Raw genomic sequence first — 25,843 nt, 5'->3', positions numbered from 1 at the left:
CATAGGGCAATCCGCCCACCCGTCGTAGTACGGTGCCCCCGACCATGGCGCAGCAGCTCACCGACGGCTTCGATCCCCAGGCCGCTTTGGCGGCCATTTCCGGCGCGGGCACCGGGAGTCTGGTCCACGTCGAGGAACTGCCGGAACGGCAGGCCAGTCTTCGAGAGTGGCCGGACTGGGTGCACCCGGCGGTGGAGGCGGCCGTACGAGGGTCTGGGGTGACGTCGTTGTGGAGCCACCAGCGCGCGGCGGCCGACCTCGTACATTCCGGGACCCACACGATCATCAGCACCGGCACCGCTTCGGGCAAGAGCCTCGGATACCAACTGCCGATGCTGAGCACGGTCGCGTACGGGGCTTCGGCCCCGACCGGGCGCGGCGCGACCGCGCTCTACTTGGCCCCAACGAAGGCGCTCGCCGCCGACCAGGAGGCGCGGCTGCGCGCGTGGGCGATTCCGGGAATTCGAGCGGCGGTATTCGACGGTGACACCCCGCTGGATGAGCGGCGTTGGATTCGCGATCACGCGCAACTGTTGCTGAGCAATCCCGACCTGTTGCACCACACGCTGCTGCCGGGCCACGAGCGGTGGGCGTCTTTTCTGCGCAAGCTCACGCTCGTCGTTGTGGATGAATGTCATCAGTACCGCGGGGTGTTCGGCACCCATGTGTCGTTGGTCTTGCGCCGGCTGCGACGGGTCGCCCGGCGTTATGGGGCGGAGCCGGTGTTCGTTCTCGCGTCGGCCACGATCGCTCATCCGGCGAAGCACGCTTCGGCGCTGATCGGAGAGGCGGTGAAGGCGGTGACAGAAGACGGATCTCCCCGTCGCGCAACGACATTCGGCCTGTGGCAGCCGGGGATGATCGACACTACGGAGGGCCCGGTCCGGCGCGGAGCAATCGCCGAGTCCGCCGATCTGACCAGCGCCTTAGTCAACCAGGGCGTCCAGACGCTGACGTTCGCCCGGTCTCGGGTCGGTGTCGAGCGGGTGGCCGACACGGTGCGACACCACCTGGCTGACCCGACCATGCAGGTGGCCGCTTATCGCGGTGGCTACCTGCCCGAGGAGCGTCGCGAACTGGAGCGCGGGCTGCGCACCGGTGCACTGCGTGGTGTTGCCGCGACCAACGCCCTTGAGCTGGGTATCGACGTCAGCGGGCTCGATGCGGTGGTGATCGCCGGCTGGCCGGGCACCACGGCGTCGCTGTGGCAGCAGGTTGGCCGGGCCGGCCGCAGCGGGCGCCGCTCGCTCGCCGTCTTCGTTGCCGCCGACGATCCGTTGGACACCTTCCTGGTTACCCACCCGGAGGAACTTTTCGCCCGGCCGGTCGAACCGGCGATGATCAATCCGGAGAACCCGCACGTTCTCGCGCCGCACCTCGCGGCGGCCGCGTACGAACTGCCGTTGACCCGCGACGACGTCGAGTTCTTCGGTGAGTCGTTGCCGGTTCTCGCCGACACCCTGGCTGAGGCGCGGATCCTGCGCCGGCGGCCGCGCGGCTGGTTCTGGGACCGCGACGATCGCCCCGGGGACCACCTCGACTTGCGCGGCGGTCTGGGCGAGCAGGTGTCAATCGTGGAGCGTCGTACGGCGCGGGTGCTCGGCACCGTCGATGCGGGTCGGGCCGAATCGAGCGTGCACCGCGGCGCGGTTTACGTGCACCAAGGCGCTTCGTACGTCGTCACCGAACTCGACCTCGAACACGCGACGGCCGAGGTTGTCGCGGGCGACCCTGGCTGGACGACCGCGCCGTTGTCGGACTCCGATTTCGAGATTGCGCAGGTCGAGAGCCGGCGATCGATCGGCGATCTGACCTGGGCGTACGGGCAGATCCGGGTGCACTCGCAGGTGCAGGGCTTTCTGCGGCGAGACCACTATGGGAACGTGCTCGGCCGGCACCCGCTGGACTTCCCGCGCCACACCCTCTCGACCCGTGGCGTCTGGTGGACGCTGCCCGAGGGTGCCATGGCAGCGGCCGGAGTGGGCCCTGCGGAACTCCCCGGGGCGCTGCACGCCGCCGAGCACGCGTCGATTGGCCTGCTCGGGTTGGTCGCCCAGTCCGACCGATGGGACGTGGGCGGGGTGTCCACCGCGCTGCACCAGGACACCGGGCTGCCAACCGTCGTTGTCTACGACGGCTTTCCCGGCGGCGCCGGGATCGCCCAACGCGGATTTGAGGATCCGACCGGCTGGCTCGGAGCGACCCTCGACGCAATCCGCGCCTGCCGCTGCCGCACCGGCTGCCCCAGTTGCGTGCAGTCGCCGAAGTGCGGCAACGGCAACGAACCGCTAGACAAGGATGGTGCGATCCGCGTGCTCGAGGTGGTGGTCGGGCTGCTGCGGGAGCCAGACTGACGGAACCGGCGAGGCGCAAGGCGAGCCGTGTCGAAATCCCCTGGCCACCCGTCGAGTGAGCCGGCGCTCAGCAGGCTTGGTCTTCGGTGGCGGACCGCGGATAGGTGACGAACTCGCGGCCGGTGGGCGAGGTCCACACACAGACCCCGTCGCCGTCGATCGTGTAGCCCCAGCGTCCCTCGGTCTTGTTCCGGTGATGACGCCGGCAGTCGTCGGCCAGGTTGCCGGCTTCGGTGGCGCCCTGCGGCCAGGCGATGACGTGGTCGAGGTCGCAATGGCCAGCGGGCCGGTTGCAACCAACTCCCCGGCAGGACCCGTCGCGCAGTTGCACGAACTTGCGCAGCGCCGCCGAAGGAACGTAGCCGGCTTGTGCTGTCTCAACCGTGACACCTGAGTCGGCGTCAATCAGGGCGCGCGTCAGCTTCCAGCCGACCCCGCGGATCAGGGCGCGGGTCACCTCCGGGTCGATCAGACCGACTCCGGGCAGGCGTCCCCAGCCCAACCGGTAGTAGGGCGCGTCGGAGTCTGCTTCACCATGTTCACCGGTGACCTCACACCTGGTGAGCGTTCCCTGCACGGGCGGCTGATCACCACGAGCGCGTATTGCCTCGCCATTCGAAGCTCGCGCCGCCTGGCCAGAAGGAGCCCGCGCCGCACCTGGGATTCCGGCGGGGCCGACCGACCCCGCAGTCGATGGCGGCCATCCCGCCTCGCCGGTGGGTCTGCAACCCGCGACCGGGGCGACGCTCCCACCGGGAGTGGCTCGGCGATTCCGCACGACCGGCAGCTGCAGCACCAGTTCGTAGGACACCGTCGAGTTGGCAGCGATCAGGTCTCGCAGAGCCCGCACACGTTGCTGGCCCAGAGTGAGTTTCTGTCGGTCGTCGAAGGCGTTTGGGTCGAAGGTGAGGGCGCCTGTGTCGACGTGGTCACCAGCCGCCTGCCGACTCTTCGCCAAAGCGTCAAGCGCGGAGAACATCCCCTCAAGGTCTTCCTTCGGGCCTACGACCAGGAGTTCCGCAACCCCGGGAATGGCGGATTCCCACATGCGCACCTCGGTGGAGTCCCGTTTCGTCTTCTCCCTTGTCTTCCTCGCGGCGTCTGCTTCGTATTGCTCCACCAGACCGCGCGTCATCCGGGTCAACTGTCTTTGCCCCAGAGTTTCCACCCGCGGGTTGCCAGCAGTTGTTCTTCCACCCGCGCGGCCGTCTGAGCGCTGGCAGCGAACAACTCGGCGGCGACGGTGTTCACCTTCCACGTGGCGATCTGACCACCCAAGGCGAGGTCCAACATGACCGGCGCCTTAGCGACAGTTGTCGCCGCTCGCGAAAGCCGTCCGGCCGCCGAAGGGGACGGACTAGTCACACCCCGGCGCGAGGTCCTGATCTGCATAGGCCGCTTCATGGCCGGCCGGGAACTCCACCCGGGCTCGCAGGCCGGTGTCGGTGCAGACGGTCTCGTCGTCGGTCGCGGCGTATCGCGCCAACGCGTAGGTTTGCACTGCCTGGCCGACCCAGAGCGCCCGTTCGGTTGCCTGGATCGTGTCTTCTATATCGTGCACCTCTTGGGCAGAGCGCGGCATGCCGCGGGGCCGGTCAGCCGGCGTTCCATCGGAGATGATCGCGACCGCCGCCGCCTGCAACAACTCCTGCGCGGCTGTGATCAGATCGACCGGAGAACCGGCCGCGCAGAGCATCTCTTCGATGGCTGCGGAAAGCTCCCAATTCACCCGCAGCTCAACAGGATCGGCCACCGTGGTGACCCTGCTGAATGCGTTCCCCTGCCCCATGAAATGACTCTACGCGAGACCACCGACAACCTCGCTTGGGTGCGGGCCAAACCACGGCCAACCTCGCGGCGTTGGCGCTGGCCACCGAGAACTCGGCTCGGCTCGCGACGGACCACGGACAACGTCGTTTGGGCTGGCGCCGGACCACCGACTACCGCACCCGGGCCGGCGCGGGAGCGAGCAACCGCATCCCCCAGCCCTACCCCGCTGACCAACCGCGGGCGTACGGCGACCACGACCTCGAAGCGCGACCCGCCCAACGCCGTACAACGAACGAGTCTCGCGCCATTGCGACCAGCGAGGTCAGCAGCCGCCGCGCAGGGTGCGCCCCCGTCGGGTCGCAGGTCGGCGCCAGCAGCCGCGAGCGCCGCGAAGTCGGCAGCCGCTCGAGCCCGAGCGCTGGCCAACTGAGCCGCCGCGATGGTGATGAGCGCGGCGAAGAGGATCAGGGCGACGGCTACGACGCCGGTCATCAGCACCGTTGCCGAACCGCGTTGCGTCCCGACAGCAGAGCGCGGACGGCCACCGGTCAATGGCCATCTCCTCGCCCACAAACCGCGCATCCCAAGAGCGGCGCCCAAACGATCACGGACCAACCGCATCTGATTCCTCCAGTGGCGCCACCGCGGTCGCCGTCACGCGATGTGCCGGCACCAGCCATGCCGCCGGTCCGGCGACTCGCAAGGTGACGCGGGCGGTCACCACCCCACCACCCTCACTGATCTGTATCGATGCCCCTGGCGCAGCCCGTCGGGCGACCGCGGCGGCATCGACAGGTGGATCTCCGCGAGCCGCGCTGCGGGCGGCGGTGCGGGCGGCGTCTTGCGCCCGCCCGGCCGCAATGCCGTACGTCGCTCCTCCCAGCACCACGACCAGCGCGAAAACGACAGCGGGGAACGCGGCCGCCAACTCCGCCGAGACCATGCCCGCGTCTTGGCGGAGCCGACGCCGCGTCATCAGCCAGCGACGCTGAGCGCCGAGGTGATGATCCCGGTCAGCGCCGTCTTGACGGTGCCTGACTTCACGATGCCGATCAGCACCACCGCGAAGCTGACGGCGGCGAGGATGCCAACCGCATACTCCGAGGTGGCCATCCCTGCCTCGCGACCGGCGGTGGTCAGCCGCCACCAGCGAGCGCGTAGTCCGCGCCCAACCATGTTCTCTGCCATAGGTTTTCCCTTCGTTTGTTCCGGATTTGGTCACCCGCCGACGGCGGGGGTTCAGGGTCACGTCATCCCGCTCAGGGAGGCGCGAGTCAGATCGATGACCACCGGCACGACCGCCAGCAAGACGAAGGCGGGCAGGAAGGCCAGACCGAGCGGCAACACCAGGAGCACGCCGAGACGGGCACCCGCGGCTGCCAGCCGGGTGTCTTCCCTGCGGCGTACAGCGGTGGCCGCGTCATGCAGCAAGAGCCGCGGTGGGACCCCGAGGTCGCGGGCGAGTCCGAGGGCAACACCCGCCGGCCGCCACACGTCGGCGACCTGCTGCCACGCCACGCGGTCGTCCACTCCCCATCGCAGAGCTGCGGCAACCCGGCGCAAGTCCCGGCCCACGGCGGGCACCGTCACCTCCGCGACGCGGTCGAGCGCGTCAGTCAGTGGTAGTCCGCCGCCCAACGTGGCCGCGACCAGGTCAAGGGCGGTCGCGACGTCATAGACGTTGGCGACCGAAGAGCCGCCCGCCACCCCAACCCCGAACCCCTTCACGGCAGCGCCGTCACTCGAGTCGAGCGGGCGATGAGCCGGGCGCTCCACCGCCGGCCCAGCAGCAGCATTCCGACGCCCGGAAGCAGGGTGACTGCCCCGGAGGCGGACAGGTAGGTGCTCAGCAGATCCGCCCCCAGCGCGGCCGCCCCCAGAACCCCCACGACCGGCAGCGCGGTGAGCAAATTCATCGAGGCCCGCGGGCCCGCGCTGGCGACTTGCAGCGCCGACTGCCGGCCCACCTCTGAACGCAACAGGGCACACGCGACCTCGAGGGACTCGGTCAACGGACAGCCGACCCGATCCGACAGCGTCCAGCAGGCAGCCACCGCGCGCAGCCCGTCGCAATCTCGCCCGGCAGCCACCGCAGTCCAGCTCTCCCCCAGGTCGACCCCCGACCGCGCATCGTCGGCGAGCCGGAGCAGCTCACGGTCAAAAGGCGAACCGGTTCCAGCTGTCGCGGCGCACGCAGCAGCGCAGGCAGCGGCTGGGGCCGCCCCACCCGCGACGGCTGTCGCGATTGCTTCGAGCACCGGCACAAACGCCTGCGCGACCGACTCGTTGCGGACCCCTGCTGGCTTCCGCAACAGGAGGCGCCGCGGCGCGCGCACAACCACCCCACTCCAAAACAGCGCGGCTAGAACGCTGCAGACGCTCGCCAGGATCATCGGAGCACCGGCCCCAACAACGTCTCCAACTCGGCGATCGCCGGACCGGCGACCAGTGCACCGTCGCACCATCGCAGGGCCGACCCGACCTGCAACAACCCGTCACGCCAGTGAATGACGCCGACCTCCGCGAGGCGGCGCCCGCCCGCGGAACGGCGGAGGTGGAGCACCACACGTACGGCACTCGCGAGCTGGGAGCGTACGGCCCCGGGCGACATCCCGGCCAACGCGCCGAGCGCTTCGAAACGGGCGATCACGTCGCCCGAGGAGTTCGCATGAAGTGTTCCGCAGCCACCCTCGTGACCGGTGTTGAGCGCCGCCAGCAGTTCACGAACCTCGGCCCCGCGGACCTCCCCCACCACGACTCGATCAGGTCGCATTCGCAGCGCTTGCCTCACCAAGGCGGTCAAGGTGACCTCGCCTGCGCCCTCAACATTCGGCGAGCGGCCCTCAAGGCGTACAACATGAGGATGGTCGACCACTAGTTCGCGAACGTCCTCGACCGACACGATCCGCTCGTGGATCGGAACCACCGCCAGCAACGCCGACAACAGCGTCGTCTTGCCCGATCCGGTTCCCCCGGTGACCACGAACGCGACACGCCGCTGGACCAACAGCCGCAGCAGCCTCTCCCCCTCGGCAGAGGTCAGCCCCGCCGCGCACAGTTCCCCGAGTTCGGGTTGCTGGGCCCGCGGGATCCGCAACGACAGGTGGGCGCCACCTTCGACCAGCGGCGGCAACACTGCGTGCAGGCGAATCCCGCCCGGCAATTGCCCGTCGACCCACGGGCTGGCGTCGTCGAGCCGGCGCCCGGCGAGTGCGGCCAGCCGGCAAGCAAGGCGACGCACCGCGGCCGCATCGCCGAGCTCGGCCTCCGCTCGGCGCAGGCCATTCCCCTGATCGATCCACACCCACCCCGGACCATTGACCAACACGTCGGTCACCCCCGGCAGCTCAAGCAGCGGCTGCAGGGGCCCGCCGCCGAGCACGTCGGCGGACCAACGTCGTTCCAGGTCAGCCGCTCGCCGGTCGCCGAGCACCCCTGCTTCCGCGTCGCTCGCCTGCTCGATGCGACCAGCGGTCGGCGCCTCCCCCGACCGGATGTGACGCCACATGGCGGCCGAGACCGCGGACTGGCTCATGCCGCGCCGCGCAGAGCGGTAGCAGCGAGATCGTCGAGCAACGTCTCGGCAAGCGCGCGGACACTCCGCCCGCGGCACAACCGGCCCCGCCCCAGGTCCCGCAGGTCGGCGCGTCGGATCTGCAATCGATGCAGCGGATCGGGGAGGTTCTCCAGCAGACCCCGGTCGGGTCGGCCACCGACAACGACCGTGGAGTGGGCGATCAATCGCTCCCGCAGCCACCCCGCAACGCCGACTGCGGTGGCCAAGGACAAAACGTCACTATCGGCGACCACACAGACCAGATCACCCGGCCTGCAGACCAAGGCGGAGGGCGCCACCCCGAGAGTGACCACGAGGTCAAAGCCGTCCTGGACTGCAGTCAACCCGGCAGCCAAAACCGTGTCAGCCACGGGGTCTGCGGGGTCGCGCCCGAACGCCAAGGCACATCGCCCGTCGTCGCCGATCGGCAATCGCCTGCTGAGTCCTTCCGGGTCGAGTCGCCCATCGGCACCCGCCAGGTCTGCCCAGCGCACGCCGGGCAAATGGTCGATCCCGAGCACGACGTCAGCTCCGGCCGACCAACTGCACCGATCGACCAGCACCGCCCGGTCTCCGCGGTCGCCGGCGAGGCCTATTGCGGCCGACGCCAGCAAGCAGGCACCGCGCCCGCCGATGAGGTGAAGTGTTGCGTTCATCGGCCCAGTTCAGGTCACTGGGAACCGGTCGGCCGCGGTCGACGTCGGTGCCTGTGGATTCAACGGTCGGCCTGTAAGGGATGTGGACGAAGGGAGCAGGACGATTGAATCCGGTGGACGTCCGTGGTGGGGATCGCGGTCGTACACATAGCGAAGGCCCCGCTGTGGGGGAACAGCGGGGCCTTCGTGTCACCACCCAGGGGGGGTAGGCGGCGACAAAGCGCTACAACCGTTAAAGGGAGCGCGGACAAGTCCATTGTTGACAGGACATCAAGCCACAAACAAGGTTCATGGGCAGTTCCTTGCCAAGTCCTTACCTTCGGCCGACCAGCAACCGGCAGACCTGACCAAACGCTGAAAAAACCCTGACCGCAGGCATGGCGAGACCCCGCCCGATATCAAATGTGGGAGCGGGGCCTCGCAGGCCGCGACATCAGCAGGGTTACCAAGCGTGCATTCTGGTTGTCGCCGAACCTCGATGGTTCGAACGATCTGTCCACTCGTGAACTGCCTCCGCGTGGGTGCCCTGTTCAGTTGCGGTCGAACGCCGGATTTCTCCGTGCCACAGGTCTACTCCTGGGCGCCGTCCGATGCAAGAGGTGCTGAGGAATCCGAAGTGAGTCGCCCGGCGAGCACCGCATCGCACAACTCGTAGCCCGCGGCCGCGGCTCGTTGCAGGGCGTTGGCCTCATGCAGGATCCACAGCCGTACGCCGTCGGTCCCGCCGTGTGCGTAGGCCGACAGCGCTCCGGCGTAGTCCGTCGCCAAGGCATGGTGGGCCTGTTCGGGCACCGCAACTCCCGTCGGGTCCAGCCCGCTGCCCCACACCAGCGCCCGCTCAAAGGCACGCGCCACCAGCCCGTTGCCGCGCACGAATGGTCGCGCGGTAGCCAGTTCGGCATGCGCGATCGCCGCCACCAACAACGTCGGCACCTCCGCCGACGCGCGCAACAACTCATTCAGCGAGAGCATCCGGTGAGCAGCCTCCTCGGCCGCCGGCGCCTCGCCGAGTTCGAGCAACTCCGGAGCGTCCTCGCCGTCGCGACGCGGCCGACCGATCTGATCGGCTGGCAACAAACCCGAGGTCGCCGCGACATGCAGCCGCGCGAGCGCCTGGTTCGGAGCGCTGACCACCAGTGTGCGTACGGCCTCGGTTTCGGCCGTCGCTCGCATCGCAGCCGCGACCGTCTGTTCGACCGGATCCGGGTCTGCCGGCCACTGCGCCGCGCCCCGAAACACGTTGCGTACGACGGTCACCGACATCTCGGCGCCCTCGATAGCCGCACTTGCGGTCGCGCCGCGGACCCGGGATTCAGCGGCGGCCTCCGGGATGCGGCGGCGCAACGCGGGATGCCACCGCAGCGCGGTACAGGCCTCTCGGGTGGCGTCGATCGCTTCCTGGACGCCTTCCAAACGGGCGAGGCTGCGCACTGCGCTGACGGTGTCGGACACGGCGACCACCGTACGGCCACCGGTAAAGTAGTCAGCGGTGAGCCGGGAAGTCTGGTCGGCAATCGCTCGAGCGACCCCCGAAACCGAGAGACCCATGACGCCAATCACCCGAAAACTCTTTTCCCGCAGCGACTGGCCGGAGGCACAGCGTGTCGCGGGTTTGCTGCGCGACGAGACGGTCGGTGGCGGACTTCTACTGCTGGGTACCATCGCCGCGCTGATCTGGGCGAACTCCCCGTGGCGGTCTTCGTACGCCGATCTGTCGCATTTTCATGTCGGCATCACCAGCTGGGGGCTGGATCTCGACCTGGCCCATTGGGCAGCCGACGGACTCTTGGCGGTGTTCTTCTTTGTCGTCGGCATGGAACTCAAACATGAATTCCTGCATGGCGATCTGAACGACCCCGCCAAGGCGACCGTGCCGATCGTCGCGGCGATCTGCGGCGTGGCCACCCCCGCCCTCATCTACACCGTCATCCAGGTCTTCCTGGACGGCGACACCAGCGGCTGGGCAATCCCGACCGCGACCGACATCGCCTTCGCGTTGGCGGTGTTGGCCGTCATCGGCACCCACCTCCCCTCAGCGCTGCGCTCGTTCCTGCTGACTCTGGCGGTCGTCGACGACCTGATCGCGATCACGATCATCGCGATCTTCTTCAGCCACGGCCTCAACCTGGTGATGCTCGCTCTCGCGGTGGTCACGATCGTGTTCTTCGGGCTCGCCGCTCGCAGCCGCTTCGCCGTCTGGTGGCTGCTGCTTCCGCTGGCCGCGCTCGCCTGGGTGTTCATGTTCAAATCGGGAATCCACGCCACGATCGCCGGAGTGGTGCTCGGGTTGCTGGTGCCGACCGGCAACGACGGAACCTCATTGGCCTACCGTCTTGACCGCCGCATCCACCCGATCTCTGCCGGGTTCTGCGTTCCGGTCTTCGCTTTCTTCGCTGCTGGCGTAACGCTCGTCGGCGAGGACCTTGGCGCTGCGGTTACCGATCCGGTGACGATCGGGATCGTGGTGGCGCTGGTGGCTGGCAAGGTCATCGGCATCTTCACCTCGACCTATCTGACCGCCCGGTTCACCAAGGCCCAACTGGACGACGACCTGGCATGGTCGGACCTGTTCGGGCTCAGCCTGCTGGCCGGGATCGGTTTCACGGTGTCGCTGCTGATCGGCGAGCTGGCGTTCGGCGCTGGGTCGATCGCTGACGATCACGTCAAGCTCGGGGTGCTGGGCGGATCGTTGATCGCGGCAATCCTCGCGACCATCGTCTTGCGGATGCGCAACCGGGTCTACCGCCGCATCCACGACGACGAGACACGTGACGCCGATGGTGACGGCATCCCTGACGTTTACCAGGATGCTGGTCGGCCGACCACGAGCAACGACTGACCGCTAGGGTTGGGCCGAATCACGCCGTTTCCCGGCTGATCCGAACAGACAACGAGCTAGAGGAGAACACGCATGGCCTCGGAGCGCACACTCGGCCAATTGGTCGCCGATGCCTCGTCCGACCTGTCGTCGATCGTCAAGGGCGAGATCAGCCTGGCGAAGATGGAGATCAAGTCCGACGTCGCCAAGGGCGGCAAGGGCGCCGGCCTGCTGGTCGGTGCGGGCATCTTCGGCCTCTACACCCTCGGTTTCCTGCTCACCGCGGGCGCATGGGGCTTGGTCAAGGCGGGCCTGCCGACCTGGGCTGGCTTCCTGATCGTGGGCGGTGTCCTGCTGCTGATCACGCTGATCCTGGCCCTGATGGGAAAGAGCGCCCTGTCGAAGATCCAGGGCAAGCCGGTCAAGACGATCGACAACGCCCAGAAGACGGTCGCAGCGATCAAGCCGCCCAAGGCAGCTTCCTGACCTCAGCTCTTAACGCGCGAGGAACCGCGACGGCACCGGACGGTGGTCGTCGCGGTTCCATTCTTTTTCCCACCCGGAGAGCTGCAACATCGCATCGAGCAGGATCGCGGTGAACCCCCAGACGTAAAGCCCTCGTACGTCGAATGCGGGCGCCGCGAACGCCCGGCTCGGGTGGATCGCCGTGTGGCGGTTGGCCGGGTCGGCCAGCTCGGCGATCGGAACACGGACCACACGGTCGACCTCCTCGGCGCTTTTGGCGTGGAGCACTCCCGGGGTGTGACACCACCCCACCACGGGTGTTACGCGGAATCCGGTGACGCTGAGCGGCACCGCCCGCAACTGCCCTCGTACGTCGACCGTCGCCGGGTCGAGATCGATCTCCTCGTTCGCTTCACGCAGCGCCGCAGCCACCGGGCTCGCGTCACCAGGGTCGATTCCTCCACCGGGGAAGGAGACTTGCCCGGGGTGTTGGCGCATCCGGTCTGACCGCTGGGTCAGGACGACGTCATCGCCAGCCCCGTCGCCCGGGCCGAACAGCATCAGGACGGCCGACTGCTTCCCCGTTGCTTCAGGGAAGCTGCGGAAGAAGGACTGCTCCTTCCCGGCCGCGGCGACGAAGTCATCGACCCACGCCGGGACTGGTTCCCTCACGAGACGGCGGCGGCGCGCAGCCGCTCCAGGTCGGCCTCTCGGCCGGGGGCCAGCTCGAATTTGAGCAGCTTCGCGGCCTTCGTCGGGTCGATCTCACCCTCGCCGTAGGAAGGACACCACCGGGCGATCGGGCAAACCCCGCAAGCCGGTCGCTTCGCGTGGCAGATCCGCCGCCCGTGGAAGATCAGGACGTGGCTGAGCATCGTCCAGTCCTTCTTGGGGAACATCGCCCCGATGGCGTATTCGACCTTCACCGGGTCTTCCAGATCAGTCCAGCCAAGGCGCCGGGCGAGTCGCCCGAAGTGGGTGTCGACGGTGATGCCGGGGATGTCGAAGGCGTTGCCGAGCACCACGTTGGCGGTCTTTCGCCCGACCCCGGGCAGCTTCACGAGGTCGTCGAGTCGGGGCGGCACCTCGCCACCGTGTCGTTCGACCAGCGCCTGGCCGAGGGTCTGCACCGAGTTGGCCTTCGCGCGGAAGAAACCGGTCGGTCGCAGCAGTTCCTCTAGTTCGGCGCGGTCAGCCGCCGCGAGCGCCGGCGCATCCGGATAACGCGCGAACAGCAGCGGGGTGACCTTGTTGACCCCGACATCGGTGGTCTGCGCCGACAAGATGGTGGCGACCAGCAACTGCAAGGGAGTCTCGAAGTCGAGCTCGCAGTGGGCATAGGGATAGAACTCGGTCAGGGCGCGGAAGGTGCGCCGAGCCCGGCGGGTTCGCCCGACGGGAGTCTCGGCGCTGACGTCGATCGGCTTCACGTCCGTCACAGTAGACCGGGCCACCGACAGCCGCCCCCGACCACCGCCGACCACTCACCGGCGTGACGCGGGTCTCATGGCAGACTGAGCCCGTGGACATCCAATCTGTGCGACAAGCACCCCTGTTCGCTGCTCTCGACGACCAGGCAGCTGAAGACTTGCTGGAGTCGATGACCCGCACCAAGGTGCCCCGCGGCCAGGAGCTGTTCCACGAAGGTGACCAGGGCGATTCCCTCTATGTCATCACCGAGGGCAAGGTGAAGCTGGGTCGCCGCTCGCAGGACGGCCGCGAGAACTTGCTGGCCATCCTGGGCCGCGGCGAAATGCTCGGCGAGCTATCCCTCTTCGACCCGGGCGCCCGCACAGCCACCGCGACCGCCGTCGCCGACACCGAGCTGGTCGGCATCGGTCACCAGGCGATGAGCAACTACCTCACCGACCACCCCGAGGTCTCGATGACCATGCTGAACTCGCTGGCCGGCCGGTTGCGCCGCACCAACGAGGCGCTCGGGGACCTTGTCTTCACCGATGTTCCCGGCCGTGTCGCCAAGGCACTGCTCGACCTCTCGCGCCGCTTCGGCCGGTCGACTGACGATGGTGTTCTGGTGGCTCACGACCTCACCCAGGAGGAGTTGGCCCAGTTGGTCGGCGCCTCCCGCGAGACCGTTAACAAAGCGCTGGCCGACTTCACCGCCCGCGGCTGGATCAAGCTTGAGGCGCGCGCGGTCACGATCCTGGACATCGAGCGGTTGCAGAAGCGCTCGCGCTGATCGCTCAGCCGACCTCGCGCAGATAAGCCAACTGCGCGCGTACGGTCGCTTCCGCCGCCGGCCAGACCTCCCGCGGCACTTGCGCGTAGACCCGCTCCACGATCGCTTGCGCGACATCGTCGGCGTCGGCGTCTCCCGCGGCGAGCGCCGCGCGCACCTGATCGAGTCGTTGGGCTCGATGGGTGCGGTAGTGATCGATCACCCCGGCCGCATCCTCGTGAACCGGGCCGTGGCCAGGGGCCAGTCGCGCCGCCGTCGACGTCGCAGCAGCATGCAGCACATCCAATGACGCGAGGTAGTCGCGCAGGTTTCCGTCGGGGAAGGCCACGATGCTGGTGCCCCGGCCGAGCACCGAATCACCGGTGAAAAGCAACCGCTGATCGGCCCAGACGAACGACACCGAATCACTGGTGTGACCGGGCGTGAGCAGCACCTCCAAGTCGATGTCGCCCACCCGGATGCGTTCGCCGGCGATGAAGGCGGCGCCGCGACCGGCCCCTCGTACGCCCGATCCGGTGCGTTCGACCCAGCGCGGCACTCCCTCGTCGTGGTCGTGGTGGCCATGGGTGACCAGGGTAAGCGCAACTTCCGCGCCGAGTTCCTCGACGGCAGCCTGGGTGGCTGTGAGGTGGTCATCGTCGATCGGACCGGGATCGATCACCACAACCTGAGCGGTCGAGGCGGAGTGCAACACCCAGGTGTTGGTGCCGTCCAGGGTCATCGGCCCGGGATTCTGACACAACACAACGCGGGCGCGGTCGGTGACCATGCCCCCCGTCCACGGCGGCTGCTCCACGGCATTCCTCGAATCGTCGGTCGCCCGCGGGCGAAGGGGTGGGGGCGTCAGGCGAGATAACGGGTGCGGAGCCGGACTTCACCGTCGACCTTTTCGGCGACCGGCATGACGGTCATCAGGTGAGCCTCGCGGGTGACCATCGCGGCCGCGTCGGTCGCCGCGTCGATCCGCTGCAACTGCAGCTCGGTGGGCGGCAGCATCAGCGCTTCGCCTCGCTCCTTTGCGGCGAGCAGATCGGCGGGTCGCACCCACGTGGAGACATCAGACTCGGTGGTGTCGTCGTCGGGTTCCTGCCCGGCCGGAAGCAGGGCGGCGAAGAACCAGGTGTCGTAACGCTTCGGTTCGAACTCGGGGGTGACCCAGTGGTCCTGGACCTGCAACAGATCCGTACGCAGTGTCAGTCCGCGGGCGCGCAGCAACTCGGCGAAGCTCAGGTCGCGGTTCAGTAGGGCAGCGCGATCGGCCGCCCGTTGCGGATGATCGGCCGGCGCGAGCATGTCGCCATCGCCGCGCGACGCCAGCAACACCCCGGACTCCTCGAAGACTTCTCGGGCTGCGGCCACGACCAACGACACGGCCTCGTCGACCGAAACCTCTAGTCGCTCGGCCCATTGCTGGGCTGACGGACCGGACCAATCAGGCGGGCCGGCGACATCGCGCGCATCAACCCCGCCGCCGGGAAAGACCCACATCGAGGGTGCGAACTCCATCGTTCGCACCCGACGCATCATGAAGACTTCGACCCCGGCCTCGCCGTCGCGCAGCAGCATGACGGTGGCGGCCGAGCGTGGCGGGGCGCCGGCGGGTGAGCCGGCGTCGATCCACGCACCGGCAACCCGAGCGAGGCCACCGGCCGGCGTCCACAGCCGCTCGACGACCTCGCCCGGGTTCACGACGTCACGCCTGCGCGGCGTCGGCGACCGTGCAGGTGATCTCGACCTCGACGGGTGCGTTCATCGGCAACACGGCAACGCCGACAGCGGAGCGAGCGTGGGCACCCTTTTCGCCGAACGCCTTGCCGAGCAACTCACTGGCACCGTTGATCACGGCTGGCTGACCGGTGAACGACGGGTCGCTAGCGACGAAGCCGACAACCTTGATCACTCGGACGGTGTCGAGGTCGTCGACGAGCGACTTCACCGCGGCGATCGCGTTGAGCGCACACGTCTCAGCCAGTTTCGCGGCGTCTTCGGGGGTCACCTCAGCGCCGACCTTGCCGGTGGTCGGCAACGCACCGTCGACCAACGGCAGCTGGCCGGAGGTCATCACCAGATTGCCGTCGCGGATCACCGGAACGTAAGCGGCAACGGGCGCCGCCACGGCGGGAACGGAGAGCCCCAGCTCGGCCAGACGGTCTTCAACTGCAGACATACTCAGTTCCCCTTCGGACGTTTGAGGTAGGCAACCAGGTTGCCGGCGTCGCCCTGCAGAACCTGCACCAGCTCCCAGCCGTCCTCGCCCCACTGGTCGAGGATCTGCTTGGTCGCATGGACGATCAGCGGCACGGTGGCGTATTCCCACTGCTGCATGGTGTTGCCTTTCGGTTCGATCAGAATCTGGCGGTCAGGACGATTATCGCGTCGGGTTGAACGGTCGCAGTTCGTCGGGCACCACTCCGGTGACCATCTGCTGGGCCAGCAGTCTGCCGGACAGCGGGCCGAGGGTGATGCCCCACATGCCGTGGCCACCATTGACATAGACCCTCGGGGTCGCGGTCTCGCCGATCAGCGGGAGCCCATCGACCGTCACCGGTCGGCCGCCGACCCACACGTCGCGTTCGTCGGTCCAATCGACTCCGCTGAGCAAGCTCTCCGCACTCTTGCGGATTGCGCGCACCCGTTCGGCATTGAGCGGCGCTTCGGTGTCGGCAAACTCCATCGTTCCGCCGACCCGCAACCGGTCGCCGAGGGGTGTGCAGGCCACCCGTTCGAACGGGAAGTAGACCGGGCAGGGCACCGGACGGTTCGCCGGTTCGGTGATGCCGACCGAGAAGCTGTAGCCGCGACCGGCGCGCAACGGCACTCGTACGCCGCATCGTTTCGCCAGCTCCGGCAGCCAGGCGCCGGTGGCGATCACCACGGCGTCTCCCGACACCGGTTCGCCGCTCATCATCTCGACCGTCACACCCTGCGGGCCGTGGCGCAATGCGCGGGCGTTGGACCCGATCACCACGTCACCACCGCGAGCGGCCACCGAAGCGGCGAGCGCGTCGACATACTCGCCGGGGTTGATGAAGCGCTGCCCGCCCAGGCGGATCGCCTTCTCCACGTCGGGGCTGACGATCGGCAGCTCCGCGCGCAGCGACGCACTGTCGACCTCAGTGGCCTCGAGTTCGAGGCCAGCGGCGTGGATCAGTTCGATCTCGTGTTCCAGGCCCTTGGCGTCTTCGGCCCGGCGGAAGGCCGCCATGATCGGCGCATCGTGGGACTTCGCGGCGACGCCGCCGGCCTCAAGTTCGTCGTAGGCACCGATCGCCGCGCGGTTCATCGGCACGTAACGGTCCATCGTCTTCTTCCACTGCCCCGGGGTGCAGCGGCGCGCGAATCCGATCAGGAAGCGAGCGAGTTGAGGATCGGGGGTGAGCGGGATGAACAGCGGCGAGTCCGGGTCGAGCAGCGCCTTCAGTCCGTATTTCAGGATCGAAGGGTCGGACAGCGGAACACACAGCCCCGGCGAGATCCAGCCAGCGTTCCCCCACGAGCTGCCGGCTGCGACACCGGAACGCTCCACGACGGTGACTCGCACCCCTTGTTCCTGGAGGTGCCAGGCGGTCGACAGCCCGACCATTCCGGCGCCGATCACCACCACATGGGGGGTTCCACCCGACACCGATGTCAGCCGCTGCGTCATCTCGTCTTAATCCCTTTCCGAACGAACCGGGCCACGCTCGACGACGCACTCCGGATAGCCTCCTAGCGACGCTAACACCGGCCGCCGGCGGCTGGTATTGCACCGCCGTACTGGGGAGTTCGCTCATGGATCCGTTGCCTGCACCACCCTCGACGCCCGCCGATCAAACCCATTCGTACGGCCCCGATCGCGACCAGGTGATCGACCTGTATGTCGCCGATGACAGCGCCGGCAGCGTGGTGCTGATCCATGGTGGCTTCTGGAAACCGGCGTACGACCGCAGTCACCTCGCCGCGATGGCCGAGTCCTTGCGCGCTGGCGGTTTGTCCGTCGCGCTCATCGAATACCGCCGCCGATCGGTCGACCGCTGGGAGCCGATGCGCGACGACGTCCTGGCTGCCATCGACCTCGCCGCCGCGCATCTCGAGGGCCCGCTGGTCGTCGCCGGTCATTCCGCCGGCGGCCACCTCGCCGTGTGGGCAGCCGGCCACCGCGCCTTCCATCGAGCAGTCAGCCTCTCCGGCGTCGTCGACCTGCGCGCCGCCGACGCCGATCATCTCGGCGACGACGCGGCGCGCGCGCTGCTCGGCGATCTCGCCGACCACCCCGAACGCTGGGCGGAGGCCGACCCGATGCTCGGCCAGGCGCGGTGTCCGGTGCTGCTGATCCACGGAACCGATGACATCGACGTGCCGATTTCCCAGTCTCGCCACTACGCCGCGACCCACGACGCCACCCTGATCGAGGTCCCCGGCTGCGACCACTGGCCGTTGATCACCCCCGGAAGTCCACCCTTCGAGGTGGTCCGTTCCCGGATTCGGCGGTAGTGACCGGCCAGTAGGATCGCCTGCATGAGCTGGGACGGCACACGCCTGCACATCGTCACTGGAAAGGGCGGCACCGGAAAGACGACGGTCGCCGGGGCGCTGGCCCTCTCCCTGGCCGATGAAGGCAAGAACGTGTTGATCGCCGAGGTGGAGGGCCGCCAGGGCATCAGCCAACTCTTCGACGTTCCCCCGTTGGGCGAACACGAAATGCGGATCATCCGTACGCCCGCCGGCGGCAGCGTCAGTGGCCTGGCGGTCGACGCGAAGGCCGCCCTGCTGGAATACCTGCAGATGTTCTACAAGCTCGGTATCGCCGGCGGAATGCTGGAGCGGTTCGGGGTCATCGACTTCGCCACCACCATCGCGCCCGGCGTTCGCGACGTGCTGTTGATCGGCAAGGTCTACGAGGTGGCCGGCCGCCGTCCGGCACGACGGGCGAACAAAAGCGAACCGATCTATGACGCGATCGTGCTCGATGCCCCACCGACCGGCCGGATCGGTCGATTCCTCAACGTCAACAGCGAGGTGGCCGGGCTGGCGAAGGTCGGCCCGATCAAGAATCAGGCCGACTCGATCACCGCGATGCTGACCAGCCCCACCACCGCGGTTCACCTGGTGACGCTGCTCGAAGAGATGCCGGTGCAGGAAACCCTCGACGCGGTCGCCGACTTACGCACCATCGGATTGCCGCTCGGCAACGTGATCGTCAACCAGGAGCGCGCCGACCTGTTGAGCGACACCGCCACCACGATGCTCACCGCCGACGACGCCGATTGGTCCGCCTTGGAAGGCGACCTGGCGGCCGCTGGGCTGCGGGTCGGACCCACCCTGGTCGACGGCCTCACTCAGGCCGGCCGAGATCTGGCGGACCGGCTCACCCTGCAGGACCGCCAACGCGACGACCTCTCGGCGTTGAAGCGCCCCACCTACCACCTGCCGATGCTGCCGGCCGGCGTCGAAGGCGGCGGACTGCGTCAACTCGCCGACATCCTCGGGAAGGCCGCATCATGACCACCGACTTGTCCATCGACCAGCTGATCGCCGACACCCGCATTCGTACGATCGTCTGCTGCGGATCCGGTGGCGTTGGCAAGACAACCACCTCTGCGGCGGTCGCCGTACGCGCCGCGGAGCAGGGTCGCGCGGTCGCGGTGTTGACGATCGACCCGGCCAAGCGCCTCGCGCAGGCGATCGGCTTGGAACATCTGGACAACCAGCCGCGCACGGTGCCGACGGTCGACACCTCAGCCGGCGGCAGCCTCGACGCGATGATGCTCGACATGAAGCGCACCTTCGACGAGGTTGTGATGCGTCACGCCGCGCCGGAGAAGGTGCAGCAGATCCTCGACAACCCCTTCTACCAAGCGGTCTCCAGTTCGTTCGCCGGAACGCAGGAATACATGGCGATGGAGCGGCTCGGCCAGCTGCTCACCGAACTCGACTCCGCCGGGAAACCGCGCTGGGACCTGATCGTTGTAGACACTCCCCCGTCGCGCTCTGCCCTGGACTTCCTGGACGCACCGCAGCGATTGGGCACCTTCTTGGACGGCCGCTTCATCCGGTTGATGACGGCGCCCGCGCGCGCCGGGGGCCGCGCTTATCTGAAGGTGGTGAGCGCTGGTGTCTCGTCCGTGATGGGTGTGATGTCCAAGGTGCTCGGCGCTCAGTTCCTCTCCGACGCCCAAACCTTCGTGGCCGCGCTGGAGACCATGTTCGGTGGGTTCCGCGAGCGGGCCGACCAGACGTACGCGCTGTTGAAGGACCCCTCGACTGCGTTCGTCGTGGTGGCAACCCCCGAGCGCGACGCGTTGCGCGAGGCCGCGTTCTTCGTGGACCGGCTGGAGACGGACTCGATGCCGCTGGCCGGGGTCGTGGTCAACCGCGTACAGATGACCTACGTGCCCTCGGTCACCGCGCCCCGCGCCCAGGCCGCCGCCACCCAGCTCGACGATGTCGCGCAGCGACCCAAGGGGTGGGAGCCGGCCGACACCGCTTCGCTGTTGCGCTGGCATGCCTGGATCACCGAGCTCGGCATTCGACACGCTGAAGCGATCGCGCGGTTCACGGTTCGCCACCCGCAGGTGCCGATCGTGCAGGTCTCCGCTGCCGGCCACGACGTGAACGACATCGACGAGTTGCGATCGATCGGCGCCGAACTCAGCGGCGTCTGACTGTTCGGATATGACAAGAGCCACCCCGCGGGGTGGCTCTTGTCATGGTGTTTCGGGGTCAGCCGACCCCGTCGTTTCGGGCCGTTCGGAACAACTGCTCCCAAGACCGTACGTCGGGGCGACGACGCAGGAGCGCACGGCGCTCGCGTTCGGTCATGCCACCCCACACGCCGTACTCGGTGCGGTTGTCGAGTGCATCGGCGAGACATTCGGCGACTACGGGGCACTTCTGGCAGACAACCTTGGCGGTCTGCTGAGCGGCACCTTTGGCAAACAGGTCGTCAGGTCTGCCAGTTCGACATTCTGCGCGACTCACCCAGTTCTCGTTCCAGGTGGCATGGTCCGGAAGGACAGCAGTCATCAATTCCTCCTTGGGATGACAGTGTCAAACGGCCGAGCCCCCGGAATCTGCGCCTTTGCCCCCGGCTGATTCCCGAACGATCGTTCGACATTTGCGATACTAGCGAGTACTCGGGCGGCTGAGAAGACCCCAATTCTTCACCTCCTCGCCACCTGTCTCCCCATGCCGCGAGACGGCCCGTGCGCGTCGAGCGGGGGAGCCTGACAGTCCGCCGCGTTACCCTGACCCACATGCGCAAGTCCTCCAGCCTCGCGAAGGTGATGTCGCTGCTTGGCGGCTTCATCGCCGTTGCCATGACGATGGGCCTCCTGCTCGCCGGCCTCGCTCTTCCCGCCGTCGGTGTGGCGGGCCAGGCGACCAACAGCAGCATCAAGATGTTCAACCAGATTCCTGGCAACTTCGAGATGAACCCGTTGGCCCAGCAGTCGAAAATCCTGGCCAGCGACGGGTCGGTGATCGGCACTCCTTATAACCAGAACCGGATCGTGGTGCCGCTGAACCAGATCGCGCCGATCATGCGCATTGCGCAGGTCTCGATCGAGGACGAGCGTTTCTACGAGCATGGCGGTGTCGACCCCCGCGGTCTGCTGCGCGCGATCAGCTCCAACGTGATGAGCGGTGGAACCCAGGGCGCCTCAACGTTGACCCAGCAATACGTCAAGGTCGCGATGCAGAACCAGGCGTTGAACTCGGGCAATCAGTCGGCTGCTGCCGAGGCTGTCTCGCGCTCGGGTATGCAGGGCTACGTCCGCAAGCTGCAGCAGCTGAAGTATTCGGTCACCCTGGAGCAGCACTACTCCAAGGACCAGATCCTCGACGGCTACCTCAACTTGGTCTACTTCGGCGACCAGCAATACGGCATCGAGGCTGCCGCTCGCCACTATTTCGGCAAGCACGCCTCGCAGCTGAACCTGCAGGAGTCGGCGCTCTTGGCCGGGGTCGTCAACGCCCCCGGTGTGACCGACCCGATCAACAACCCCGACGCGGCCGTCAAGCGCCGCAACGTGGTGCTTTACAAGATGCATCAGCAGGGCAAGATCACCAATGCCGAATACACCGCAGCGGCCGGCAGCAAGCTGCAGCTGAAGGTGACCTCGGTGAGCAACAGTTGCGCTACCTCGCGTTACCCCTACTTCTGTTACTACGTGAACGACTGGCTGATGTCGCAGCCCGCGCTCGGCAAGACGCGCAAGGAGCGTGAGGGCAAGCTGAAGAGCGGTGGCCTGACGATCCAGACCTCGTTCGACCCGCGGCTTGCGTCGATCATCGACAAGGAGATCAAGGCCAAGGTGCCGGTCGGGAACTCCGCCGACGTGCAGTCCGCTGGCGTCATCATTCAACCCGGAACCGGATTGGTGCTCGCCTCTGGCCAGAACACCACGTTCTCGGCGGTCGGTGGAACTGGCAAGTCGGCGTTCGACTACACCACCGGCAGCAGCGGCAACAACGGTTTTGCCTATGGCTCCACGGCCAAGGCTTTCGCCGTGGTCGCCGCCTTCGAGAGCGGCATGAAGCTCGACAGCAAGATCACCCTGCCGAAGATGCAGCGCAAACCCGACGGCACCCAGTACTACGTCTACAGCCATAACGAGTTCCCCGGCGATTGCGGGCTCGGCAGGAGCGAGAAGTGGTCGGTGAACAACGACTTCCCGGTGGCGGCCGACCCGATGCCGCTCAACCAGGCAGCCGCTGAGTCGGTCAACACCGCGTTCGGTTCGCTGGTCTCCCAGGTGGGAGCCTGCAAGGTGCGTGACATCGCGACCAAGTTCGGCCTGCAGAACGGCTCCGGCCGGCCGATCGGCAAGACCCCGTCCGACATCACGCTCGGCACCTCCGACGTCACCCCGATGTCGCTGGCCAACGCCTACGCGACCCTGGCCGCGCAGGGCAAATACTGCGAGCCTCGTCCGGTCAAGTCGATCAAGGACTCCTCCGGCAAGGCACTCGATCTGAAGCTGCCGGCCTGCAAGCAGGTCGTCACCAAGGACGTCGCCAACGCCACCACCAAGGTGCTCGAGTCGGTCCTCGGCCCCGACCCGTTGGCCACCGCCAAGAACGCTGTTCTGGCTGACGGCCGCCCGGCCGCCGGCAAGACCGGAACCATCACCGGCGCGATCCAGACCTGGTTCGTGGGCTACACCCCGCAGCTGGCTGCCGCCATCTGGGTTGGTCACGTCAACTCGCAGAAGCCGCTGAAGGACGTCACTCTCGGCAAAACGTCCTATAAGGGCTACATCTTCGGTGGCACCCTCGCGGCGCCAATCTGGAAGTCCGTCATGGACCAGGCGCTGAAGGGTCAACCGAAGCTGAACTTCCCAGCCCCCTCCAGCGCCCTCACCCAGGGCGAGCAGGTCACGGTGCCTAACGTCACCGGTCAGAGCCAGGGGAACGCAAAGTCGCTGCTGGAGTCCGCCGGCTTCACCGTCTCGATGGGCGCGCCCCAGCCGTCGAGGATGTACCGCGGTCTGGTGGCGTTCACCAACCCCACCGCGGGTTCGAGCGCGACCAAGGGGTCGGCGGTCATCATCTACCCGAGCACCGGCAGTGCAGCCGCCACCACCACTCAGCCTCCAGCGACAACTCAAGCAGGCCCAACCGGCTGACCCGCCTCGCCGGTCGAGGCTTGGTCAGCTCAGCGCACGCTTCACCGCGGCGGCAACCTTGCCACCATCGGCCCGACCGTTGGTTTTCGGCTGCAGCACCTTCATCACCGAACCCATGCCGCTCATGTTCGTCGCGCCGGACTCAGCGATGGCATCGGCGATCATCTGGTCGAGCTCGACATCGGTCAGCTGGGCCGGCAGGTAGGTCTCCAGCACGGCCAACTCGGCGAGCTCCCGCTCGGCGAGTTCACTGCGGCCGGCACCCTCGTACGCCTCCGCCGCCTCGCGGCGCTTCTTGGCTTCCTTGGTGATCACCGCGAGTTCCTCGGTCGCCGAGAGCTCCTTGGCGGTGTCGCCGGCCACCTCCGCGTTGGTGATCGCTGCCAGGGCCATGCGCAGGGTGCCCGAGCGCAACTGGTTGCGGTCCTTCATCGACTGCTTGAGGTCGGCCTGGAGTGTGTCCTTGAGGGTCATGCGCCCAGTCTCCCACCTTGCCGTGACCGGACTCGCCTGGTTTTGTCCCGCCGCGCTCCCCTGCGACGATGGCGGGATGCATCCAGTCACTGCCAGCGCGTTGTCCCTCGTGGGTGCCGGCGCATCTGCGCTGGCGTGGTCGACCGTGATCGAACGCAACTGGTATGCGTTGCGCCACGTGGAGGTGCCGGTCCTGCCCACAGGGGCAGACCCTGTACGAATGCTGCAAGTCAGTGACCTGCACCTGGTGCCGCGGCAGCAGCGGCGGATCGACTGGGTGAAGGGGCTCGCCGACCTGAACCCCGACTTCGTCATCAACACCGGCGACAACTGTTCCGACCCGGATGCTGTGCCTGCGGTGCTCGACACGATGGGGCCGCTCCTGCAGTTCCGCGGCGCTTTCGTGCTCGGGTCGAACGACTACTTCGCCCCCGCGCCGCGCAACCCGCTCCGCTACTTCAATCCCGACCACCGCAAGGCTCACGACCTGCAGCAGCCGTCGCTGCCGTGGCAGGAGATGGTGGCGGGGTTCGAGGCCGGCGGCTGGGCGAACGTGATGCACCGCCGCGTACGAATGGCCGTCGGTGGTCTCGACGTCGAACTGGTGGGCGTGGACGACCCGCACCTGAAATACGACCGCTACGACACTGTGTCGGCTCCGGCGGCACAGGATGCGGACCTGACCATTGGCGTCACCCACGCGCCATACCTGCGAGTGCTCGACGCGATGACTGCGGACGGTGCGGATCTGATCGTTGCTGGACACACCCACGGCGGCCAGGTCTGCGTTCCCGGTTATGGCGCACTCGTCACCAACTGCGACCTCGGGACTGACCGGGTGAAGGGTTTGTCGCGGTGGTGGCCCGGCTGCGACAACGCGCCCTCCTCGGCGGCCCCGTCGGATGCCGCGTACCTGCATGTCTCAGCCGGGTTGGGCCACAACAAGTACACGCCGATTCGCTTCGCTTGCCGCCCGGAGGCGACGCTGATGACCCTCACCCCGCGCGGCTGAACCCGATTGGGAGTTTCGGCTCGTGCAGGGTAAAGTCTGACCTCGCTGCGTGCCGTATCGCCACAAGCGAGAACGTACGCAGGCCACGGGGTGTGGCGCAGCTTGGTAGCGCGCGTCGTTCGGGACGACGAGGCCGCAGGTTCAAATCCTGTCACCCCGACCAAATGGAAACGGCCCTGATCTGCGGATCAGGGCCGTTCCACGTTTCTCCGTTGGAAAGGCGCAGACAGTGCTTCTGCTGCCTAGAGTTCGTTCGTGGATGACGAAACCCGCGATCACACCGCCCTGGATGACCATGCGCGGTCGGTCTACTTGCAAGAGATTATCCAGCAGGCGTCTGCCGGCGTACTGGCCGCTCAAGCGACGTTCCATTCGGCACTGGGATCGCAATCGGCCGGCGCCCTCTTCCACAACGCTCGAGGGGTTGCTAACGCATCCGCGATGGTGTCCAAGCTGTTGTGGCCGTCGTCGCCGAGGCGTGGCGAGGGCGAGGATGCCGCGCAGTTCCAGAGGCGAAAAGCCCTAGCACAAGTTCGCGGCCCCGAATTGCGCGAGTTGCTGGAAGTAGCCGAGGACAGCCCGCTGCAGAACCGGCGGGTGCGCGATGCGGTCGAGCACTTCGACGAGCGATTGGACAGGAGGCTGAGCTCTCCCGACCGCAACATCATGCGGGACTCCGTCGGTCCACCAAACATGATCCACTTCGCCGAGGCGACCGAGCCCTTCTACTTAAATCATTACGATCCCGCCTCCACCATCTTCACCATCCTCGGCGACGAGGTGAATCTCCACGAGATGCACGCCCACCTGTCCCGACTTCTCGAGGCTGCCATGGGTGCGATGCAGGACATCGAACATCGTCGCTACTCCTTTCCTACGGAGGGACCTCGAGGCAGTCGATTCGCAGATTCGGGCACGACTCCGAAGTAA

General features: G+C 67.4%; 30 protein-coding genes and 1 tRNA gene. 11 read left to right on the top strand and 20 right to left on the bottom strand.

The genetic code is table 11. The annotated features are described in order from the left end of the window. Nucleotides 1-44: 44 nt before the first annotated feature. The gene (locus tag ACYU98_RS13120; protein WP_460468662.1) at nt 45-2,354 is read left to right on the top strand and encodes a DEAD/DEAH box helicase; all 2,310 of its coding nucleotides are present in this window, start codon (nt 45-47) and stop codon (nt 2,352-2,354) included. 67 nt (nt 2,355-2,421) lie between these two features. Here ACYU98_RS13120 and ACYU98_RS13115 read toward each other — a convergent pair whose 3' ends face one another. The 11 genes from ACYU98_RS13115 to ACYU98_RS13065 all read right to left on the bottom strand — a co-directional run bounded on the left by ACYU98_RS13115 (nt 2,422) and on the right by ACYU98_RS13065 (nt 9,884). Continuing rightward, complete coding sequence (locus ACYU98_RS13115; RefSeq protein ID WP_460468661.1) at nt 2,422-3,489, bottom strand: HNH endonuclease signature motif containing protein; 1,068 nt, start codon at nt 3,487-3,489, stop codon at nt 2,422-2,424. 5 nt (nt 3,490-3,494) lie between these two features. Continuing rightward, a complete protein-coding gene (locus ACYU98_RS13110) occupies nt 3,495-3,647 on the bottom strand; it encodes a hypothetical protein (RefSeq protein ID WP_460468660.1) in 153 nt (50 codons plus the stop codon). Nucleotides 3,648-3,711: 64 nt separating this feature from the next. Next, nucleotides 3,712-4,107, bottom strand: a complete 396-nt coding sequence (locus ACYU98_RS13105; RefSeq protein ID WP_460468659.1) for a hypothetical protein — start codon at nt 4,105-4,107, stop codon at nt 3,712-3,714. Continuing rightward, nucleotides 4,080-4,706, bottom strand: coding sequence for an Rv3654c family TadE-like protein (locus tag ACYU98_RS13100; RefSeq protein ID WP_460468892.1), 627 nt, complete (start codon nt 4,704-4,706; stop codon nt 4,080-4,082). The genes ACYU98_RS13105 and ACYU98_RS13100 overlap by 28 nt, the downstream gene beginning before the upstream one ends. A 22-nt stretch (nt 4,707-4,728) precedes the next feature. Beyond that, nucleotides 4,729-5,100, bottom strand: a complete 372-nt coding sequence (locus ACYU98_RS13095; protein WP_460468658.1) for a TadE family type IV pilus minor pilin — start codon at nt 5,098-5,100, stop codon at nt 4,729-4,731. Continuing rightward, nucleotides 5,100-5,312: a DUF4244 domain-containing protein gene (locus ACYU98_RS13090; protein ID WP_460468657.1), complete on the bottom strand. Its 213-nt coding sequence runs from the start codon at nt 5,310-5,312 to the stop codon at nt 5,100-5,102. Before ACYU98_RS13090 ends, ACYU98_RS13095 begins: the two co-directional genes overlap by 1 nt. 57 nt (nt 5,313-5,369) lie before the next feature. Continuing rightward, nucleotides 5,370-5,852: a type II secretion system F family protein gene (locus tag ACYU98_RS13085; protein WP_460468656.1), complete on the bottom strand. Its 483-nt coding sequence runs from the start codon at nt 5,850-5,852 to the stop codon at nt 5,370-5,372. Next, nucleotides 5,849-6,517: a type II secretion system F family protein gene (locus tag ACYU98_RS13080; RefSeq protein WP_460468655.1), complete on the bottom strand. Its 669-nt coding sequence runs from the start codon at nt 6,515-6,517 to the stop codon at nt 5,849-5,851. Before ACYU98_RS13080 ends, ACYU98_RS13085 begins: the two co-directional genes overlap by 4 nt. Beyond that, entirely contained in the window at nt 6,514-7,659 is a 1,146-nt protein-coding gene (locus ACYU98_RS13075) for a TadA family conjugal transfer-associated ATPase (RefSeq protein WP_460468654.1), read from the bottom strand. The genes ACYU98_RS13080 and ACYU98_RS13075 overlap by 4 nt, the downstream gene beginning before the upstream one ends. Beyond that, complete coding sequence (locus ACYU98_RS13070) at nt 7,656-8,336, bottom strand: CpaE-like family protein (protein WP_460468653.1); 681 nt, start codon at nt 8,334-8,336, stop codon at nt 7,656-7,658. The genes ACYU98_RS13075 and ACYU98_RS13070 overlap by 4 nt, the downstream gene beginning before the upstream one ends. A 570-nt stretch (nt 8,337-8,906) precedes the next feature. Continuing rightward, entirely contained in the window at nt 8,907-9,884 is a 978-nt protein-coding gene (locus ACYU98_RS13065) for a Fic family protein (RefSeq protein ID WP_460468652.1), read from the bottom strand. On the opposite strand from ACYU98_RS13065, the gene nhaA reads away from it, so the two are divergent. Together nhaA and ACYU98_RS13055 are read left to right on the top strand one after the other, a co-directional pair. Continuing rightward, on the top strand, nt 9,883-11,175 hold the full coding sequence (gene nhaA, locus ACYU98_RS13060; protein ID WP_460468651.1) for a Na+/H+ antiporter NhaA: 1,293 nt from the start codon (nt 9,883-9,885) through the stop codon (nt 11,173-11,175). The two genes, ACYU98_RS13065 and nhaA, sit on opposite strands and share 2 nt — an antisense overlap. A 72-nt stretch (nt 11,176-11,247) precedes the next feature. After that, nucleotides 11,248-11,640, top strand: coding sequence for a phage holin family protein (locus ACYU98_RS13055; protein ID WP_460468650.1), 393 nt, complete (start codon nt 11,248-11,250; stop codon nt 11,638-11,640). Between the two features lie 9 nt (nt 11,641-11,649). Here ACYU98_RS13055 and ACYU98_RS13050 read toward each other — a convergent pair whose 3' ends face one another. Both ACYU98_RS13050 and nth read right to left on the bottom strand, forming a co-directional pair. Next, nucleotides 11,650-12,291: an NUDIX hydrolase gene (locus ACYU98_RS13050; RefSeq protein WP_460468649.1), complete on the bottom strand. Its 642-nt coding sequence runs from the start codon at nt 12,289-12,291 to the stop codon at nt 11,650-11,652. Beyond that, complete coding sequence (gene nth, locus ACYU98_RS13045) at nt 12,288-13,049, bottom strand: endonuclease III (RefSeq protein ID WP_460468648.1); 762 nt, start codon at nt 13,047-13,049, stop codon at nt 12,288-12,290. The genes ACYU98_RS13050 and nth overlap by 4 nt, the downstream gene beginning before the upstream one ends. A gap of 92 nt (nt 13,050-13,141) precedes the next feature. Between nth and ACYU98_RS13040 the strand changes: the two genes are divergently transcribed. Next, a complete protein-coding gene (locus tag ACYU98_RS13040; protein ID WP_460468647.1) occupies nt 13,142-13,819 on the top strand; it encodes a Crp/Fnr family transcriptional regulator in 678 nt (225 codons plus the stop codon). A 4-nt stretch (nt 13,820-13,823) separates the two neighbouring features. On the opposite strand, the gene ACYU98_RS13035 is transcribed toward ACYU98_RS13040, so the two are convergent. From ACYU98_RS13035 to ACYU98_RS13015, 5 genes are all read right to left on the bottom strand, one after another. Further along, nucleotides 13,824-14,588: an MBL fold metallo-hydrolase gene (locus ACYU98_RS13035; protein WP_460468646.1), complete on the bottom strand. Its 765-nt coding sequence runs from the start codon at nt 14,586-14,588 to the stop codon at nt 13,824-13,826. Between the two features lie 74 nt (nt 14,589-14,662). Continuing rightward, nucleotides 14,663-15,508: an NUDIX hydrolase gene (locus tag ACYU98_RS13030; protein ID WP_460468645.1), complete on the bottom strand. Its 846-nt coding sequence runs from the start codon at nt 15,506-15,508 to the stop codon at nt 14,663-14,665. A gap of 4 nt (nt 15,509-15,512) precedes the next feature. After that, nucleotides 15,513-15,986, bottom strand: a complete 474-nt coding sequence (locus ACYU98_RS13025) for a RidA family protein (RefSeq protein WP_460468644.1) — start codon at nt 15,984-15,986, stop codon at nt 15,513-15,515. A 2-nt stretch (nt 15,987-15,988) separates the two neighbouring features. Further along, a complete protein-coding gene (locus ACYU98_RS13020; RefSeq protein ID WP_460468643.1) occupies nt 15,989-16,144 on the bottom strand; it encodes a DUF4177 domain-containing protein in 156 nt (51 codons plus the stop codon). Nucleotides 16,145-16,187: 43 nt separating this feature from the next. Then, a complete protein-coding gene (locus ACYU98_RS13015; protein ID WP_460468642.1) occupies nt 16,188-17,465 on the bottom strand; it encodes an NAD(P)/FAD-dependent oxidoreductase in 1,278 nt (425 codons plus the stop codon). A 125-nt stretch (nt 17,466-17,590) separates the two neighbouring features. Between ACYU98_RS13015 and ACYU98_RS13010 the strand changes: the two genes are divergently transcribed. From ACYU98_RS13010 to ACYU98_RS13000, 3 genes are read left to right on the top strand one after another with little or no spacing between them, the layout of a single operon-like run. Then, the gene (locus ACYU98_RS13010) at nt 17,591-18,292 is read left to right on the top strand and encodes an alpha/beta hydrolase family protein (RefSeq protein WP_460468641.1); all 702 of its coding nucleotides are present in this window, start codon (nt 17,591-17,593) and stop codon (nt 18,290-18,292) included. Nucleotides 18,293-18,316: 24 nt separating this feature from the next. Further along, entirely contained in the window at nt 18,317-19,303 is a 987-nt protein-coding gene (locus ACYU98_RS13005; RefSeq protein WP_460468640.1) for an ArsA-related P-loop ATPase, read from the top strand. After that, nucleotides 19,300-20,463, top strand: coding sequence for an ArsA family ATPase (locus ACYU98_RS13000; protein ID WP_460468639.1), 1,164 nt, complete (start codon nt 19,300-19,302; stop codon nt 20,461-20,463). Before ACYU98_RS13005 ends, ACYU98_RS13000 begins: the two co-directional genes overlap by 4 nt. 58 nt (nt 20,464-20,521) lie before the next feature. Here ACYU98_RS13000 and ACYU98_RS12995 read toward each other — a convergent pair whose 3' ends face one another. After that, nucleotides 20,522-20,824, bottom strand: a complete 303-nt coding sequence (locus tag ACYU98_RS12995; protein WP_460468638.1) for a WhiB family transcriptional regulator — start codon at nt 20,822-20,824, stop codon at nt 20,522-20,524. Between the two features lie 230 nt (nt 20,825-21,054). On the opposite strand from ACYU98_RS12995, the gene ACYU98_RS12990 reads away from it, so the two are divergent. Beyond that, the gene (locus tag ACYU98_RS12990) at nt 21,055-23,427 is read left to right on the top strand and encodes a transglycosylase domain-containing protein (protein ID WP_460468637.1); all 2,373 of its coding nucleotides are present in this window, start codon (nt 21,055-21,057) and stop codon (nt 23,425-23,427) included. A gap of 24 nt (nt 23,428-23,451) precedes the next feature. On the opposite strand, the gene ACYU98_RS12985 is transcribed toward ACYU98_RS12990, so the two are convergent. Then, a complete protein-coding gene (locus ACYU98_RS12985; RefSeq protein ID WP_460468636.1) occupies nt 23,452-23,901 on the bottom strand; it encodes a GatB/YqeY domain-containing protein in 450 nt (149 codons plus the stop codon). 76 nt (nt 23,902-23,977) lie between these two features. Here ACYU98_RS12985 and ACYU98_RS12980 point away from each other — a divergent pair, with 76 nt between their 5' ends. From ACYU98_RS12980 to ACYU98_RS12970, 3 genes are all read left to right on the top strand, one after another. Beyond that, the gene (locus ACYU98_RS12980; RefSeq protein WP_460468635.1) at nt 23,978-24,913 is read left to right on the top strand and encodes a metallophosphoesterase; all 936 of its coding nucleotides are present in this window, start codon (nt 23,978-23,980) and stop codon (nt 24,911-24,913) included. An 86-nt stretch (nt 24,914-24,999) separates the two neighbouring features. Beyond that, nucleotides 25,000-25,076 (top strand) — tRNA-Pro (locus ACYU98_RS12975). A 92-nt stretch (nt 25,077-25,168) separates the two neighbouring features. Continuing rightward, entirely contained in the window at nt 25,169-25,843 is a 675-nt protein-coding gene (locus ACYU98_RS12970; RefSeq protein ID WP_460468634.1) for a hypothetical protein, read from the top strand.

The organism is Calidifontibacter terrae, from assembly GCF_054778835.1.
Note: the sequence above shows the minus strand (reverse complement) of the source record. Positions and strands in the feature narration are given on the sequence as shown.

What these genes read in the sequence shown, in the direction of transcription:
- ACYU98_RS13120 (WP_460468662.1), top strand. Translation starts at nt 45, where the DNA reads ATGGCGCAGCAGCTCACCGACGGCTTCGATCCCCAGGCCGCTTTGGCG.
- ACYU98_RS13115 (WP_460468661.1), bottom strand. Translation starts at nt 3,489, where the DNA reads ATGACGCGCGGTCTGGTGGAGCAATACGAAGCAGACGCCGCGAGGAAG.
- ACYU98_RS13110 (WP_460468660.1), bottom strand. Translation starts at nt 3,647, where the DNA reads ATGTTGGACCTCGCCTTGGGTGGTCAGATCGCCACGTGGAAGGTGAAC.
- ACYU98_RS13100 (WP_460468892.1), bottom strand. Translation starts at nt 4,706, where the DNA reads ATGCGCGGTTTGTGGGCGAGGAGATGGCCATTGACCGGTGGCCGTCCG.
- ACYU98_RS13095 (WP_460468658.1), bottom strand. Translation starts at nt 5,100, where the DNA reads ATGACGCGGCGTCGGCTCCGCCAAGACGCGGGCATGGTCTCGGCGGAG.
- ACYU98_RS13090 (WP_460468657.1), bottom strand. Translation starts at nt 5,312, where the DNA reads ATGGCAGAGAACATGGTTGGGCGCGGACTACGCGCTCGCTGGTGGCGG.
- ACYU98_RS13080 (WP_460468655.1), bottom strand. Translation starts at nt 6,517, where the DNA reads ATGATCCTGGCGAGCGTCTGCAGCGTTCTAGCCGCGCTGTTTTGGAGT.
- ACYU98_RS13075 (WP_460468654.1), bottom strand. Translation starts at nt 7,659, where the DNA reads ATGAGCCAGTCCGCGGTCTCGGCCGCCATGTGGCGTCACATCCGGTCG.
- ACYU98_RS13070 (WP_460468653.1), bottom strand. Translation starts at nt 8,336, where the DNA reads ATGAACGCAACACTTCACCTCATCGGCGGGCGCGGTGCCTGCTTGCTG.
- nhaA (WP_460468651.1), top strand. Translation starts at nt 9,883, where the DNA reads ATGACGCCAATCACCCGAAAACTCTTTTCCCGCAGCGACTGGCCGGAG.
- ACYU98_RS13065 (WP_460468652.1), bottom strand. Translation starts at nt 9,884, where the DNA reads ATGGGTCTCTCGGTTTCGGGGGTCGCTCGAGCGATTGCCGACCAGACT.
- ACYU98_RS13055 (WP_460468650.1), top strand. Translation starts at nt 11,248, where the DNA reads ATGGCCTCGGAGCGCACACTCGGCCAATTGGTCGCCGATGCCTCGTCC.
- ACYU98_RS13035 (WP_460468646.1), bottom strand. Translation starts at nt 14,588, where the DNA reads ATGGTCACCGACCGCGCCCGCGTTGTGTTGTGTCAGAATCCCGGGCCG.
- ACYU98_RS13025 (WP_460468644.1), bottom strand. Translation starts at nt 15,986, where the DNA reads ATGTCTGCAGTTGAAGACCGTCTGGCCGAGCTGGGGCTCTCCGTTCCC.
- ACYU98_RS13020 (WP_460468643.1), bottom strand. Translation starts at nt 16,144, where the DNA reads ATGCAGCAGTGGGAATACGCCACCGTGCCGCTGATCGTCCATGCGACC.
- ACYU98_RS13015 (WP_460468642.1), bottom strand. Translation starts at nt 17,465, where the DNA reads ATGACGCAGCGGCTGACATCGGTGTCGGGTGGAACCCCCCATGTGGTG.
- ACYU98_RS13010 (WP_460468641.1), top strand. Translation starts at nt 17,591, where the DNA reads ATGGATCCGTTGCCTGCACCACCCTCGACGCCCGCCGATCAAACCCAT.
- ACYU98_RS13005 (WP_460468640.1), top strand. Translation starts at nt 18,317, where the DNA reads ATGAGCTGGGACGGCACACGCCTGCACATCGTCACTGGAAAGGGCGGC.
- ACYU98_RS13000 (WP_460468639.1), top strand. Translation starts at nt 19,300, where the DNA reads ATGACCACCGACTTGTCCATCGACCAGCTGATCGCCGACACCCGCATT.
- ACYU98_RS12995 (WP_460468638.1), bottom strand. Translation starts at nt 20,824, where the DNA reads ATGACTGCTGTCCTTCCGGACCATGCCACCTGGAACGAGAACTGGGTG.
- ACYU98_RS12990 (WP_460468637.1), top strand. Translation starts at nt 21,055, where the DNA reads ATGCGCAAGTCCTCCAGCCTCGCGAAGGTGATGTCGCTGCTTGGCGGC.
- ACYU98_RS12985 (WP_460468636.1), bottom strand. Translation starts at nt 23,901, where the DNA reads ATGACCCTCAAGGACACACTCCAGGCCGACCTCAAGCAGTCGATGAAG.
- ACYU98_RS12980 (WP_460468635.1), top strand. Translation starts at nt 23,978, where the DNA reads ATGCATCCAGTCACTGCCAGCGCGTTGTCCCTCGTGGGTGCCGGCGCA.